At 69.6% G+C, this 13,877-nt stretch carries 16 protein-coding genes and 1 pseudogene; 9 read left to right on the top strand and 8 right to left on the bottom strand.

The window, feature by feature from the left end; all coding sequences use genetic code 11:
• Positions 1-157 precede the first annotated feature (157 nt).
• Positions 158-898: a helix-turn-helix domain-containing protein gene (locus B056_RS0130425; protein WP_018505624.1), complete on the bottom strand. Its 741-nt coding sequence runs from the start codon at positions 896-898 to the stop codon at positions 158-160.
• A 94-nt stretch (positions 899-992) separates the two neighbouring features.
• Between B056_RS0130425 and B056_RS0130420 the strand changes: the two genes are divergently transcribed.
• Both B056_RS0130420 and B056_RS0130415 read left to right on the top strand, forming a co-directional pair.
• Positions 993-1,871, top strand: coding sequence for an alpha/beta fold hydrolase (locus tag B056_RS0130420; protein ID WP_018505623.1), 879 nt, complete (start codon positions 993-995; stop codon positions 1,869-1,871).
• Complete coding sequence (locus B056_RS0130415; RefSeq protein WP_018505622.1) at positions 1,868-3,133, top strand: MFS transporter; 1,266 nt, start codon at positions 1,868-1,870, stop codon at positions 3,131-3,133. The genes B056_RS0130420 and B056_RS0130415 overlap by 4 nt, the downstream gene beginning before the upstream one ends.
• Positions 3,134-3,140: 7 nt before the next feature.
• On the opposite strand, the gene B056_RS0130410 is transcribed toward B056_RS0130415, so the two are convergent.
• Together B056_RS0130410 and B056_RS0130405 are read right to left on the bottom strand one after the other, a co-directional pair.
• Positions 3,141-3,356, bottom strand: coding sequence for a hypothetical protein (locus tag B056_RS0130410; RefSeq protein ID WP_018505621.1), 216 nt, complete (start codon positions 3,354-3,356; stop codon positions 3,141-3,143).
• Positions 3,357-3,528: 172 nt separating this feature from the next.
• The gene (locus B056_RS0130405; protein ID WP_018505620.1) at positions 3,529-4,452 is read right to left on the bottom strand and encodes a LysR family transcriptional regulator; all 924 of its coding nucleotides are present in this window, start codon (positions 4,450-4,452) and stop codon (positions 3,529-3,531) included.
• Between the two features lie 199 nt (positions 4,453-4,651).
• On the opposite strand from B056_RS0130405, the gene B056_RS0130400 reads away from it, so the two are divergent.
• From B056_RS0130400 to B056_RS0130390, 3 genes are read left to right on the top strand one after another with little or no spacing between them, the layout of a single operon-like run.
• Positions 4,652-5,275, top strand: a complete 624-nt coding sequence (locus tag B056_RS0130400) for an NADPH-dependent F420 reductase (RefSeq protein ID WP_018505619.1) — start codon at positions 4,652-4,654, stop codon at positions 5,273-5,275.
• A 52-nt stretch (positions 5,276-5,327) separates the two neighbouring features.
• Complete coding sequence (locus B056_RS0130395; RefSeq protein ID WP_018505618.1) at positions 5,328-6,263, top strand: SDR family oxidoreductase; 936 nt, start codon at positions 5,328-5,330, stop codon at positions 6,261-6,263.
• On the top strand, positions 6,263-7,003 hold the full coding sequence (locus tag B056_RS0130390) for an NADPH-dependent F420 reductase (RefSeq protein ID WP_268258403.1): 741 nt from the start codon (positions 6,263-6,265) through the stop codon (positions 7,001-7,003). The genes B056_RS0130395 and B056_RS0130390 overlap by 1 nt, the downstream gene beginning before the upstream one ends.
• A 590-nt stretch (positions 7,004-7,593) precedes the next feature.
• On the opposite strand, the gene B056_RS0130385 is transcribed toward B056_RS0130390, so the two are convergent.
• Both B056_RS0130385 and B056_RS0130380 read right to left on the bottom strand, forming a co-directional pair.
• Positions 7,594-8,058, bottom strand: coding sequence for a flavodoxin family protein (locus B056_RS0130385; protein ID WP_018505616.1), 465 nt, complete (start codon positions 8,056-8,058; stop codon positions 7,594-7,596).
• A 98-nt stretch (positions 8,059-8,156) separates the two neighbouring features.
• Positions 8,157-8,441 (bottom strand): hypothetical protein, encoded by a 285-nt coding sequence (locus B056_RS0130380; protein ID WP_018505615.1) that lies wholly within the window; start codon positions 8,439-8,441, stop codon positions 8,157-8,159.
• A 234-nt stretch (positions 8,442-8,675) separates the two neighbouring features.
• Here B056_RS0130380 and B056_RS0130375 point away from each other — a divergent pair, with 234 nt between their 5' ends.
• Positions 8,676-8,948 (top strand): helix-turn-helix transcriptional regulator, encoded by a 273-nt coding sequence (locus tag B056_RS0130375; RefSeq protein ID WP_018505614.1) that lies wholly within the window; start codon positions 8,676-8,678, stop codon positions 8,946-8,948.
• A 214-nt stretch (positions 8,949-9,162) separates the two neighbouring features.
• Here the strand turns inward: B056_RS0130375 and B056_RS43755 are convergent, their stop codons facing one another.
• A complete protein-coding gene (locus tag B056_RS43755) occupies positions 9,163-9,312 on the bottom strand; it encodes a hypothetical protein (protein WP_018505613.1) in 150 nt (49 codons plus the stop codon).
• 310 nt (positions 9,313-9,622) lie between these two features.
• On the opposite strand from B056_RS43755, the gene B056_RS0130365 reads away from it, so the two are divergent.
• Together B056_RS0130365 and B056_RS0130360 are read left to right on the top strand one after the other, a co-directional pair.
• Positions 9,623-9,892, top strand: coding sequence for a four-helix bundle copper-binding protein (locus B056_RS0130365; protein WP_230203271.1), 270 nt, complete (start codon positions 9,623-9,625; stop codon positions 9,890-9,892).
• A gap of 510 nt (positions 9,893-10,402) precedes the next feature.
• Positions 10,403-10,945, top strand: a complete 543-nt coding sequence (locus B056_RS0130360) for a WD40 repeat domain-containing protein (RefSeq protein WP_026240323.1) — start codon at positions 10,403-10,405, stop codon at positions 10,943-10,945.
• On the opposite strand, the gene B056_RS45000 is transcribed toward B056_RS0130360, so the two are convergent.
• Positions 10,918-11,319, bottom strand: coding sequence for a flavodoxin family protein (locus B056_RS45000; RefSeq protein WP_018505611.1), 402 nt, complete (start codon positions 11,317-11,319; stop codon positions 10,918-10,920). The two genes, B056_RS0130360 and B056_RS45000, sit on opposite strands and share 28 nt — an antisense overlap.
• Positions 11,320-11,562: 243 nt before the next feature.
• On the opposite strand from B056_RS45000, the gene B056_RS41260 reads away from it, so the two are divergent.
• Positions 11,563-13,209 carry a toll/interleukin-1 receptor domain-containing protein gene (locus B056_RS41260; RefSeq protein WP_076784805.1) on the top strand — a complete coding sequence of 549 codons (1,647 nt, stop codon included), beginning with the start codon at positions 11,563-11,565 and terminating at the stop codon, positions 13,207-13,209.
• Positions 13,210-13,612: 403 nt separating this feature from the next.
• Here B056_RS41260 and B056_RS38570 read toward each other — a convergent pair.
• A pseudogene (locus tag B056_RS38570) lies at positions 13,613-13,854 on the bottom strand (flavodoxin); the annotation flags it as partial.
• Positions 13,855-13,877: the final 23 nt, after the last annotated feature.

The following is a 13,877-nucleotide window of genomic DNA, read 5'->3' as shown; positions in this document are numbered from 1 at the left end:
GTCGCGCGGCTCCCGGCAGAGGGCCCGTGACGCCTCGCCCATCGGCCCGTGCCCAGCACGGGTGGCTCCGCCGGCCCTCTGCCTGAGGTCCTGATCACTCGCGGCCCCGTGCCGACGCGATCGACCCGCTTTGTGAGGCAGGACCTTCCGGGATCGTTCACTGCCGCGTCTCGCGGGCGTAGCGGGCGGGCGTGACACCGAAGGCATCCCGGAACGCGGCGGTGAAGGCGCTCGGGTTGCTGTAGCCACAGGCAAACGCGACGGTGGTGACCGGCTCACCCGCGGCGAGCAGGGTAAGGCCATGGTGCAGCCGGAGCTGGGCCCGCCACTGCGGGAAGGTCATCCCGGTCTGACGGCGGAACAGGCGGCTCAGGGTACGTTCGCTCGCCCCGACGGCGGCGCCGAGCTCGGCCAGGGTCCGCGGATCGGCGGGGTCAGCGGCCAGCGCCGCCGTGAGAGCGACGAGGCGGTCGTCGCGCGGCTGGGGCAGGCGAAGCCGCAGCTCGGTCACCGGCCGCAGCGAGCGCAGCAGGACGGCGGTCAGGTCGCGGCGGTCGGCGGCGGCCAGGCCCGTCGCGGTGAGCGCCCGGATGATCTCACGCAGCAGGGCGGGTACTGCGACCACGGTCGGGTCGGGGGAACCGAACGGGTCGTCCACGTCCGAGAAGGCCAGTGAGTGCATGTGTGTGGGGCCGTGCGCCTGGTGCGCGTGCGCCACACCGGCCGGCAGCCACACAGCCCGCAGCGGCGGCACCACCCACGAACCGACCCGGGTCACCACTCGCAGGACCCCGGTGCCCGGATAGATGAGCTGGTGGTCGGTGTGGTCGTGCCAGTCGATCCGTTCCCGGTCCGTCAACCGCCGCAGCTCGGGGCCGGCCAGGAAACGGCGGTTCATCGACAGAACTCTACGGCCTGGCGGTGGCCCGCCGCCCGAGTCGACGCCCATGCTGGCGGTCCGCCCTCGAAGAACCGACGTCAGGGAGACCGTCATGACCGTGCCGCACCGGATTTCCGCCCCCGACGGCTGCGTTCTCGTCGCGGAGGTGAGCGGGCATGGCTCGGTCGTGGTGCTGCTGCACGCGGGCGGTCCCGACCGACACAGTCTCGATCCGTTCGCCCGGCGGCTGGCCGGCCGTCACACGGTCGTGCAGCCGGACATCCGGGGCTACGGCGGCTCCGTCTGCCGCGACCCGGCTCGCCACACCTGGGACCAGTACGCCGTCGACGTCCTCACGGTGCTCGACGGGCTCGCCGAGGCCGGCGTGGTGGCGGCGAACGTGGGTGTGGTGGTGGCCGGGGTCGGGCTTGGCTCCACGATTGCGCTTCGCCTGGCCATCACCCGGCCCGACCGGGTGGCGGCGGTGGCGGCCCTCGGCGTCGAGGACATCGAGGACGACGAGGCCAAGGCAGCCGAGATCGCGTATTTCGACGCGTTCGCCGACCGCGTCCGCGACGAGGGGCTGGCTGCCGCCTGGGCGCCGGTCGTCGCCAGGCTGCCGCCGGTCGTCGAGGCGATGGTCACCGACGCGATCCGACGCAGCGACCCGGCCAGCATCGCCGCAGCCGCGTCCATCGCGCGGGACCGTAGCTTCCGCCACGTCGACGACCTGGCAGCGGTCCGGGTGCCGGCGCTGGTCTTCGCCGGCACCGACTGGCGCCACCCACGCGCGCTCGCCGAGGCGGCCGCGCGGGTGATGCCTGCGGCCACGATGGCGATGGCCGAGATCGGGCCGACCGTCCGGACCGGAGAGGAACTGGCCGACGCGCTCATGCCGGAGCTGCTGGACTTCCTCGGCGGTCCGGCGGCCGTGCCCGACGCACGGACGACCACCGCGCGACCGGCCGAGGCGACGAGACGCCTGGCATGACCGCCGTCGACGGCCCGCGGGCGGCGGCGCTCCCCGCTCCGGCCCCGGTCACCCCCGGGCTTGGCCCGCCGGCGGCGGCGTCGGCGACACCCTGGCGGCGGATGCGGATGTGGGCCGCAGCCCACGCCGTAGACGATCTTTATCAGGGACTGGTGCCGGCGAGTGTTCCGTACTTCGTCCTCGAGCGGAACTCCGGCTACCTCGCCGTCTCCGGGTTGACACTGGCCGCGGCGCTGGGCAGTGCGCTGCCGCAACCGGCGATCGGCCTGCTCGTCGACCGCCGACGGGTCGGCCCGCTGGCCGCAGTCGGCGTGGTTCTCGCCGGGCTCGCCGGGCTCGTGCCCGGCTACGCTCTGACCTGGTCGCTGGTGCTGCTTTCCGGGATCGGCGTGGCGATGTTCCACCCCGTGGCCGGGCGGGCGGCTCGGATCGACGCGGGTGACAGCACGGCGGCGATGAGCATCTTCGCCGCCGGTGGCAGCGTCGGATTCTTCCTGGCTCCCGTCCTCGCCGCCCCGGCGCTGGCCACCCTGGGCCTGGCCGCCACGGCGCTGTTCGTCCTTCCCGCGGTGCCCGTCGGCTTCGTGCTGCTACGGGCCCACCAACGGCAGGCGGCGGCCGCGAAGGTGGCGGCGGTCACCACGGCCGGCGGCAAGGATCTCTGGAGCCCCTTCCTCCTCCTCACCACGGTCGAGATCGCGCGGTCGGTGCTCTTTGTCGGCGTGAACACGTTCATCGAGCTGTACTGGCTCCGCCATCTGCACGCGGGTCACACCGCGGCCGGCGCCGCGCTGGCCTGCTTCCTGGCCGGCGGGGTCGCCGGCACACTGGCCGGCGGGCGGGTCGCCGACCGCGCCGGTGCCGTGCGCACGGTCCAGGCAGGCACCGCGCTGGCGATCCCGACGCTGGTCGCACTGCGTGCCGCGCCCGGCCCGGGAACCGCGCTACTGGCCGCCATGACCACCGGAGTGGCCATCAACATTCCGTTCTCGGTACTCGTCAAACTGGGTCAGGACTACCTGCCGACCCGACCGGGAACCGCCGCCGGTGTCACCCTGGGGCTCGCTGTCAGCATCGGAGGTCTTGGGGTACCGGGTCTGGGGGCGATCGCCGACACATGGGGAATCGCCGCGGTGTTCTCGGTCCTCTGCCTCGTCCCGGTGCCGGGTCTGCTCCTGGCCACGTTCCTGCCCGAGGTCCGGCCGGCACCACCGCAGGACGCACAGGAACCACCCGCACAGGAACGGAGGCGCCCGGCCTGAGCAGACGTCACCCGTCCATGAGGCTGGCGGCAGCCGTCGCTCCGAGCTCCCAGCAGGCCTCGCGCGCGGCGGCGTCCACCTCGCCGACGATCGACAGCGGCTCGCGCAGGCGCTTCCACTTCAGTCCGGTCGTGATGGTCTCGACGCCACGAATCGCACCGGTCGTGTCGCTGTTGCCGTGGACGTAGAGCGCGTAGGGCCGTCCGACGGTGGCCTCCAGCACCGGGTAGTAGATCGTGTCGCAGAACTTGCGGAAACTCGCGTGCGTCGCGTCGTCGCGCCACGTCTCGCCTGAGGCTCGCCGTCACGAACCGCATATGCCATCGACCTCCGGTCCCGAGCTCAATGCATTTGCCATTGCTGTGGCCGCGCGCCCTTTGTTGGCGCTGCTGTTGTCAGTCGGGCCGCTCAGTCGTGCTTGAAACGGCACCGCTCACAAGCTGCCACATTTCATAGTTCCCACATTCTGCCGTGATCTCGGCCGTCGCCTGAGCCGCGGCGAAGAAGTCGTCGACCACCGGCGAGGTGCGCGATGCCGCCATCGCGAGGCACACCTGGTCGGGCGCCAGATCCGGGATGGGCACGTAGCTGATGTCCGGATGTGAGTAGAACACGGTCGCCGAACGGGCCAGGAACGAGATGCCCCGGCCGGCCGCGACATGCTCGAGCGTCTCGTCCACCCCGCGCACCAGGTACCCGGCGTTAGAGTGCGCGCGCCTGGTGGGCTGCGTGCTCGTGTCGCCGTGCCAGACCAGCGGCTCGCCGGCCAGCTCGGCCTCGGTGACCTGCTCCCTGCCGGCCAGTTGGTGGCCGGCAGGGAGCACCGCCACCCGCGGCTCGGTGTACAGCGGGGTGACGCGCAGGCCGGCCTCGTCGATGGGCAGCCGCACATAGCCGACGTCGATACGGCCGTCGAGCAGCATCGGGGCCTGATCGTCCCATTCGATCCGCTGCACGTCCACGACCACGTCCGGGTGCCGGGCCTCGAACGCCCGCGCTGCCGGGATGACCGGGATCCCGGCCCGGAAGCCGACCATTAGCCGTCGGCTGCCGCGTGCGGCCACGGTCACCCGGCGGCGGACCGCGCGCGCGGAGGCCAGCAGCGGGCCGGCGTCGGTCAGCAACTGCCTGCCGGCGTCGGTCAGCGCCACGCCGTGGCTGTCCCTGATGAACAGCGGAGCGCCGAGATCCTGTTCCAGCGCCCGGATCTGCCGACTGAGCACCGGCTGCGCGATGTGCAGCTCATCGGCTGCGCGGCCGAAGTGCAACGTGTCGGCGACGGCGACGAAGTAGCGCAACTTGCGCAGGTCCAGATCCATGGAGCCTCCCGGTCCGGCGATGCCTTCAGGGTATCGCAACGGCTGAAGAGGTCTTGGACACCCACTCAGGCCAGTGGCACCGTGGAATTGAGCGCCGTTCATTGCGTCATTCAAGGGCGTCGCCGACACCACCGTTAACAACAACGGGGTGGGCGTCCGCGTTCTGTGCAGCTATCCAGCCCTAGAAAGCAGGCACTCCATGAGCAGCATCAGCATTATCGGCCTGGGGGGCATGGCCCGCGCCATAGGCGCCCGCGCGGTCGAGGGCGGCAACGCCGTCGAGGTAGTCGGTCGCGACGCGGCCAAGGCCAAGGACTTCGCCGCCGTGCTCGGCGGCGGCGCCACGGCCGGGACATTCGGCACCGCCCCAGCCGGCGACATCGTCATCCTCGCCGTGCCGAACGCCAGCGCCGTGCCGGTCGTCGCCCAGTACGGGAACGCGCTCGTCGGCAAGGTCATCATCGACATCATCAACCCCATGAATGCCGACGCCACCGGGCTGGTCACCCCTGACGGCACTTCCGCCGCGCAGGAAATCGCCAAGGCCGCCCCGGCAAGCGCGCCCGTCGTGAAGGCGTTCAACACCGTCTTCGGCCACGTCCTGGCCCAGGGCCGCCCGCTGGACGTGCTCTTCGCCGGCGACGACGCGCGGGCCAAGGCAAGCGTATCGGCGTTCATCGAGAGCCTCGGGTTGCGCCCCCTGGATGCCGGAGGCCTGGAGATGGCGCACTGGCTGGAAGGGGCGGGCCTGCTGATGATCAGCCTGGCCCGCCACGGCGTGGGGGACTTCAACTTCTCCCTCGGCGTCAGCAGTCTCAGCTGAGCACACCCGCACCGCCACTTCTCGCACCACATCACTGACAAGGAGCAGAAGCTTGCGCGTCTTCGTCACTGGCGGGACCGGCCATTCCGGTTCGTACATCGTCCTCGAGCTCATCGCCGCCGGGCACGAGGTCACCGGCCTGGCCCGGTCGGACACGGCCGCGGCGGCGCTGTCCGCGCATGGCGCGAAGGTGCGTCACGGCAGCCTCGAGGATCTCGACGGGCTCAAGGAGGCGGCCGCGGACTCCGACGGCGTCATTCACGTCGCGCACAGGCAGGACCTGCTTCCATCCGGCGGGATCGACGCCGTGGCCGCCGCGGAGGTCCCGATCATGTTCGCGTACGGCGAGGCACTGGCGGGAACCGGAAAACCGCTGGTCGCGGCGGGGAGCATAGGCTCGCCGGGGAGCCTGGGCCGGCCGGCCACCGAGGAGGACCCGGCTCTTCCCGGCGGCGATGAGTACAAGGGCACCCTGCACGCCCGTAACGTCGTGGAAACCGCCGTAGTCGGCCTCGCTGAGCGGGGAGTGCGGTCTTCGGTCGTGCGGATTGCCAACATCGCGCACAGCACGACCGATCGTGCCGGCTTCCTCGTGCAGCTGATCGCGCTCGCGAAGGAGAAGGGTTTCGTCGGCTACCCCGGAGACGGCGCGAACCTGTGGAACGCCGTGCACGTCCGCGATGTCGCCTCCTTGTTCCGCCTGGCGCTGGAGAAGGGGCCTGCTGGCAAATACTGGCACGCGGTTGAGGACGGGGGCATCCCGTTCCGCGAGATCGCCGAGGCCATTGGCAGCCGTCTGGGCCTGCCCGTCGTGAGCGTTCCCGTGGACGTACTGATGGTGCCGGGATACTTTGGGTTCCTCGCGAACATAGTCACGCAGAGCTACCCGGCGTCCAGCCTCATCACCCGCCGGACCCTCGGCTGGGAGCCCGCTCAGCCCAGCCTGCTCGCCGATTTGGACAACGGCCATTACTTCTCCGCCAGCTGATGGCAGGGACCCGAATCGCAACGAGTCCGGCGAATGACAAGGGTTCGGCTCTTCTGGGGGACGCTGAGAATATGACGACTGTGGGATTCATCGGAAGCGGCGCCATCGGCAGCACCATCGCGCGGCTCGCCGTCGAGGCCGGACACCAGGTCGTGCTCAGCAACTCGCGCGGTCCCGAAACGCTCGCGGACACGGCCGCGGAACTGGGGTCACGGGCGTCCGCGGCGACGAGCGGGGAGGCCGCGGCGGCCGGTGACATCGTCGTGGTCACGGTGCCGGTCAAGGCCTTCCCCTACTTTCCCGCCGCGCCACTGGCAGGGAAGACGGTCATCGACACGTGCAATTACGGCTCCGAGCGTGACGGGCACATCCCCGAGCTCGACAGCAAGTCGCTCACCTCGAGCGAGCTGCTGCTGCGGTACATCCCGGACGCCATGCTCGTGAAAGCGTTCAACAACATCTTCTTCAAGCACCTGCTGTCACTCGCCCGCCCGGCGGGGGCGGCCGACCGCTCCTACCTGCCGATCGCCGGGGACTCCGCGTCGGCGAAGGCGGCGGTGACCGAATTCATCGAATCCATCGGGTACAGCGTGCTGGACGCGGGGCCGCTGGCCGATAGCTGGCGGCAGGCCACGGGCACGCCGGTGTGGGGGACCCCGTACGGGCCGTTCTCGAACGAGAAGGGCCAGCCGGTCGGAGAGGACGCCATCCGCGCGGCACTGTCCGCCGCAACGCGGTAACCGCAGGTTGGCGCGGGCAGCGGTATGGTCCAGCCGTGTTATGGCCCCGTCCGGTAGGCGTCGGGCGGGGCCATAACGCAGAACTCGTTGCCGTCCGGATCCGCCAGGATGTGCCAGGTCCTGCCGTTCTTGCGGCCCGGACGCCCGTGAGCAGGGCCGCTCCCAGGTCGGTGACCGGCGGACCTCGGCGGTTAGGTCCCGGGCACGCAGGTCCAGGTGAAGACGGCTCTCCGCAACCTTTCATGTCGGCGGTGCGCTGCAGGAGAACTCGATGCCCTGCTCGTCATGCGGGCGCAGGCTCCGGTTCGTGCCGCCGCTCGCCTTCCCGCGACCTTGCCTTCCGCGACCCGGCCTTTCGCGACCCGGCCTTTCATGGCCTCGCCCTCAGCGACAGAGCCGAGCGCGGCGGTCCAGAACCGGGCGGGACGGTCCAGGTCACGGCAGTCGATCATCACGACAAGGTCGCCGCGCGCGTATCGATGCCGTGTCCGCGGCGACCTCAAGCGAGGGATAGTAGATCTGGCCCCAAAACATGAGAAAAGTTGCGTGCGCCGTGCGGTCGCGCTGAGCGCCATACCGGCGAGCCCGCGTCAATTGGGTATCAGGCTGGCCGCAACTGTGGCGCCGAGCTCCCAACAGGCCTCGCGTACAGCGGCATCTACCTCGCCGATGGTGGACAGCGGCTCCCGCAGGCGCTTCCATCTCAGCCCGGTCGCGATGGTCTCGACCCCGCGGATCGCTCCGGTCGTGTCGCTGTTGCCATGGACGTAGAGGGCATACGGACGGCCGATGGTCGCGTCGAGGCACGGGTAGTAGATCTGGTCGAAGAAGTGCTTGAGCGCGCCGGACATGTAGCCGATGTTGGCCGGGGTGCCGAGCAGGTAGCCGTCCGCGGCGAGCACGTCGACCGCTGTGGCGGCCAGCGCCGGGCGGACGACGACGTCGACGCCCTCGATCGCGTCGTCCCGGGCACCGACGAGCACCGCCTCCAGCATCGCCTGCATCGTCGGTGACGGCGTGTGGTGGACGATCAGGAGCGTCGGCATCGCGGTCATGCTATTGCCCCGGCCTCACCGTGCCGACCGGTCGGCACGGTGATCGGCCGGCACGGTGACGGGCGTCGTGACGATCCGTCGCGCAGGGCTCCGTGCGGTCAGCCGTGTGCCGCCGCGGCAACAGCGGCAGCGGCGACCGCGCGCACGTCGGCGAAGGCGGCGGGGTCCAGGACGCGCTCGCCGATCTGGAGGAGTCCCTGCAGGACGGGCGGGGGCGCGGTGGCGGCCAGCCGGGCGACCAGGGCGTGCCGGGTGGGCCGCTCCAGGGCGGGGAGCATGTACCGCAGCGTCGTGGCCATCACCTCCGGGGTCGTGTCGGCCATGAAGCGGGCGCGGGTCACGGCGATCTCCTCGCCGCCGCACAGTTCCCAGACCCGCGCCATGACCTGGGGGAACGCTGACGCTCTGCCGCACGGGCTCGGGCCGGCCGTCCAGCGACCGGGACGAGGCGTCCATGCGCGCCGCCCTGACCGCCGTCGCCGACCTGTTCCGCCTCACCATGCTCCGCGCCGCGCTCGCCTCGCCGGGAAGCGTCGGACGGCCGCCGGGCCTGCTGATCGTCACCGCCCGCGGCGAGATCGAGTCGGTCACCGACGACGGCCGCGCCTGGCTCGCCAGTGATCGCCGACGCCTACGGCCTCACGCCGCGCGAACGCGAGGTCGTCGGGCTCGCCGCCCAGGGCGGATCCACCCGGCAGACGGCCACCGCGCTGGGCATCTCCCCCTTCACCGCGCAGGACCACCTCAAGGCGGTGTTCGCCAAGACCGGCGTGCGCACCCGCGCCGAACTGGTCGCCGCCCTCTACGTCCAGCAGTACGAGCCCCGCCGCGCCAACGTCAGCCAGCCCAGCCCCTACGGCTGGTATCCCGACGACCAGATCCCCGCCTGAGCCAGGCCGACCGAGGTGGGCCGGCAGAGTCGGGCGATCACGCGAAAAAGGTACCGAGCAGCGTCCTTGCGGCAGATCCCCTGAGCCGGACTCCCACCCGCGAGGCGGGCCTTACCGGCCCTGGACGGCAGTCGACGCCGTGCTCGGGACCGGGCCGACTCGGCCCCTGGAGATCATCTATCTGCGGCTCGATCCGGTCGAGGTCGATGCGGGATCAGCTCACCGGTATGCCGATCTCGGGGTCGCCCGTCTCCTCGTGCACCCCCTGCCACTCGAGTCGGAGAGTGATGTCGCCGCCTTCCTGGAGCGCAGGCCTCGCTTCCTCGCCGACCTGCTTCAACCGGCCGAATACGGCGACGAGCACACCCCACCACACGGCGGTAGAAAATCGGAACCGCGACCGAGACCCGGCCGCACCAAGAATTGCCGGCCACTGCCCCTGATCTATTTACCACGCCTTGCTGGCACTATCACGCGGTGCTACGCTGAAATTGCCGCGCGCGACGAATCGTCCGCCCATTCATGAAGGCGCACCACGGTCACGCTCTCGGCAATTTCCATCAGGCTTACCCTCAATAAGGAGAAGTGCAGTGGCCACTCTTTCTGTGCGTACCGGCGAGATGCAGGAATGCATTGACGCATGCATCGACTGCCGCTCGGTGTGTCGTAGCACCATGGACTACTGTATGCGCCAGGGCGGGGCGATGATGGACGCCGCCCTGATGCGGATGCTCCTGGACTGCAGCGACATGTGCGGCACGTGCGCCGACATGATCATGCGGGACTCGGGCAGCATGAAGGACATATGCCGCATGTGCGCGGACATGTGCACCCGGTGCGCCGACATGTGCGCGAAGATGCCCGACGACCAGCAGATGGCGGCCTGCGCGGAGGCCTGCCGCAGGGCCGCGGCCGCGTGCCGGACACTGGCGGCGGCCAAGTAGACGGCGCTCCCACAGACACGTTCGAGGCGGTGGCATCCACGGGTGCCACCGCCTTCGCGCCGCACGGACCCGAGCACACGGGATTCACCGACGCCGGGAGCCCGCCCCTCCGAATCCGCTACCGGCCCGCGCCCCCAGGAGGCCTCGGAACCGCACTCCACAATGTCGACGGCAATAGTGAGCATTCCCCCGGCGGCAGTGACCGCGAGATCCCGGCCGTCGAGACACACCAGCTCTGGGGTCCGGGGTCGCCAGTCGGCCGTCAGCGACGCGGCGGCCGTGGCGTCAAGGTCCCGGCAGGGCTCCCGGGCGGCGGCGTCCAGGACGGAACAGTAGATGAAATTGTAGAAATGTCGCCTTGGGAGATCGGCGAGGACCCTGCGGACCTGGCGGCACTCGGCGACACGGCGCGGGCGACGCTGACCGATGCTCGCTTCACCGGAAGCCGCTGGCAACGGGCCGCGGTGCTCGGCCCCCCCCCCCCCCCGAACCTGCCCGAGGGCATGGCCGATGCCAGCCGTCATCGGCCGGGACCCGGCAGAGGTGATGCTGCTGTCCCCGCTGGACAGGGCGCGGGCCCTGGCCTACTTCCCCGACGGAACGCTGCTCGCGGTCGTCTCCGGCAGTGGCATCCCGCTACTCGATCCTCTGGAGCCGGGGACGGATCCGCGCCCGCTACGTCTGCTGACGGACCGTTCCAGGGTGGTCAACGCGCTGGCGTTCAGCCCTGACGGTGCGCTGCTCGCCACCGGCGGCACGGACGGAACCGTCCGGCTCTGGCGCTGCCCCTCCGGCGAGGGGGTCGCCACGCTCGTCACCCTTCCTCCTCGCGGGTGGGCGGTGTTGCCCGGACAGCACCCACAAGCTGGACGGCGATGTCGATCCGACCGTCCGCATGCTGCGGCCGGACGACCCGATCCCGGGGCTCGGGCACCTCTCGCCGGCGCCCTGATCCGGTGGGAGGACCCGCGGGAGAAGGAGTCCGCGCCCGACAGGCAGCCAGGACGCTCGCGGTGGTTCCGCCGCTATGGCCAACAGCGGGGTGCCGGCTGACGCCGCGGCAGCCACCCTTGCGGCGAGGTCTGACACCATGAGTGATCCCGGGAACAGCGCCCCCGGGCGCACGAAGAAAGATCTTCTGCGCGCCCTTGAGCGCTCCAGAGCCATCCGGCACAGGGTTCGCGCTGCTTCTGGTCGAAGAAGTGCTTGAGTGCTCCGCTCATATAGCCGATGTTCGCCGGCGTGCCGAGCACGTAGCCGGCCGCGGCGAGCGCGTCGACCACTGTCGCGGCCAGCGCCGGACGGACGACGACGTCGACACCCTCGATCGCGTCATCCCGGGCGCCGACCAGCACCGCTTCCAACATCGCCCGCATCGTCGGCGACGGGGTGTGGTGGACGATCAGGAGCGTTGACATCGCGGCCATGTTATGGCCTCGGCGAGTGCCTGGTCGTGGTCCGCGCCCTCGGCAGCGTCGCCGGCCGCGCGCTTTCTCGTCATGGAAGCTCAGCTCCACGAGGGTGCCTGCCCGTTCGTCGTCAGCGAGGCGATCGCCAACAGCAACCGGACTGTTACCGTAGAAGCAGCCAAGATGGACGAACGCAGCCGCCGACCTACCTCGTAACCAGTCGCGGCGGCTCGTATCGGCCGAGTACGGGGGACCGGACCGATGCCCGACAAGATCAGAATGAACAGCGCGAGTGAAGGGTCATGGGCCGAGGACCCACAATCGGAGCAAGCGCCACGCTGGGACTTCTTCATCTCTTACACACAGGCCGACCGCCAGTGGGCGGAATGGGTCGCGTGGCAGCTGGAGCGGGTCGGATGGCGGGTGTTGATCCAGGCCTGGGACTTCGTCCCGGGAACCAACTGGTTTCAGGGTATGGAAAAAGGAGTGGCGGAAGCGGACCGCACGATCGCCCTTATTTCCGAAGCCTATCTTGACTCGGAATTTGGAAGACTTGAGTTTCAGTCCGCCATCAAAAAGGATCCATCGGGGTTAGCACGCAAGCTGGTGCCCATAAGGGTCGCCGACTGTCGACGGCCGGGCCTGCTCGGGACGATTGTCTCGTTCGATCTGTTCGGCCTCCCGGAAACACATGCCGCGGCACTGCTGCTGGAACAGGTGGAGGCCATTCAAGCCGGCCGGGCGAAGCCACCCACAACCCCGGCGTTTCCTGGCCCGCGAGACGCTCCCGCGTTCACATCGGCGTCCCCCGAGAATTCCAACCGCGCCGGCCGCCAGTCGCCGCCCCTTGTACCGTACTCCGGTAACAGCTCGGCGGCGCCAGAACCTTGCGCGGTCCTGCGTCATGGGAACTCCCTTTCCCGCAGCATCCGCATGGCAGGTATGAGCTCCCTGTGCTGGTCGGGGGATGGCAGATTTCTGGCCACGGTCAGCGGCCGAGAAATTCACATCTGGGACACGACCGCCCCGGCAAGTCCGCAGTGGTTGACCTCGTTCAAAGACTCGGACCGTGGCACGATAAAGGTACTAGAGTGGTCGCCGGACAGGCGCTGGCTGGCATCCGGCAGCGAAACTATCGGGTCGGACCCGGTCCACGACGGCTGGAATATGGAACTATGGGACATGGCCGACCCGGCGCGGCCTGCGAGCGTCGCCAGTCTGAGCCGTGGCTACTACCGGCATGACACAGGAAGAATGTGCTGGTCGCCGGACGCTCGCTGGCTGCTCGCCTGCATTCCCGGACGATATCGAGATCCCACTCCAGGGATGACAAAAATCGCCCTGTGGGATACCGCCGGCCCTACCGGTCCAGGCCTACGGTCCTCTCTTCCAGCCATCGCCGTCGACCAGCCATTATGGGGTCTGCTCCAGTGGTCACCGGACGGTCGGTGGCTGGTTACCAGCCTCGGCAGCGTGCTGAAAATCTGGGACATGGAAAATCCAGAGACGCCTGCGCAGCGGGCCGTTATCGAGTCGCGTCATCCCAGAGTAATTGATGTCTCCTGGTCGCCGGACGGCCGATGGCTCGCCACTGGAGGTTCAAACAATGCCGTAGGCTTGTGGGACCTGTCCGACCCAGCTGAACCAGTACGGCGGGGAATCCTTACAGATCATCGCAAGGCCGTACGAGCGGTGTCCTGGTCGCCGGACGGCCGATGGTTGGCCTCCGGAGGTGACGACAGGACTGTGAGGCTGTGGGACCTGGCCGACCCGGCCGAACCAGTTCGCCGAGCAGCCCTTGCAGATCATCGTCGGTCCGTGGGGACGGTGTCCTGGTCACCCGACCACCGATTGCTGGCCACCGGGGGCGTGGACGGGACCGTACTCCTCTGGGAGCCGCCTTCGTGACCAGGAACGGCCGTTCTCGATCGGGGCAAGGAATTGACCGACCTTGAGCTGAGATCGACTTTAAGCGACCTTCAAGGCGACGGCGAAGACCCGCGTATCAAGAGCTGAGCGTCAGACGCGCCTCCGCCCCCTACGACCCGGAGAAGGCGGCGGCGACCTGCGCTATCCGCGCTCGCAACTCGCGTCCGAAGGCCGGCGTGGTCCAGTCGTCTCCGGCGAATTCGGTCCCCACCTCGGCTGTAACCTCGCCCACCTGCCGGTCTCCGTCGAATATCTTTACCAGGTAATAACAGAGTTCGCGGTACTGGTCGTAGCTGTCGAATGCCGCCATCCACGCGCGCCCCCCGTCGCCAGGTCCATTCGATGCGAATTCGGGCCAGGAAAATTCCATTGCCCGCTCCTTCTGATCGAGGAAATGCTTGAGAGCGCCACTCATGTGACCGATGCTCGCCGGGTGCCGAGCAGGTGCCCGTCGGAGGCGAGCACGTCCGTCGCCGTCGCGCTCAACGCCGGTCGGACGCCGACGCCGACGCCGACGCCTTCGATCGTGTCGTCCCGGGCCCCGGACAGCACGGCCTCCAGCAGCGCCTGCATGGATGGCGACGGCGTGTGACGGACGATCAGAAGGGTTGATATCGCGGCCATGCTACGACCGGCGGCAGGCCGCG

It is taken from the genome of Parafrankia discariae, from assembly GCF_000373365.1.
GTDB lineage: Bacteria > Actinomycetota > Actinomycetes > Frankiales > Frankiaceae > Parafrankia > Parafrankia discariae.
Note: the sequence above shows the minus strand (reverse complement) of the source record. Positions and strands in the feature narration are given on the sequence as shown.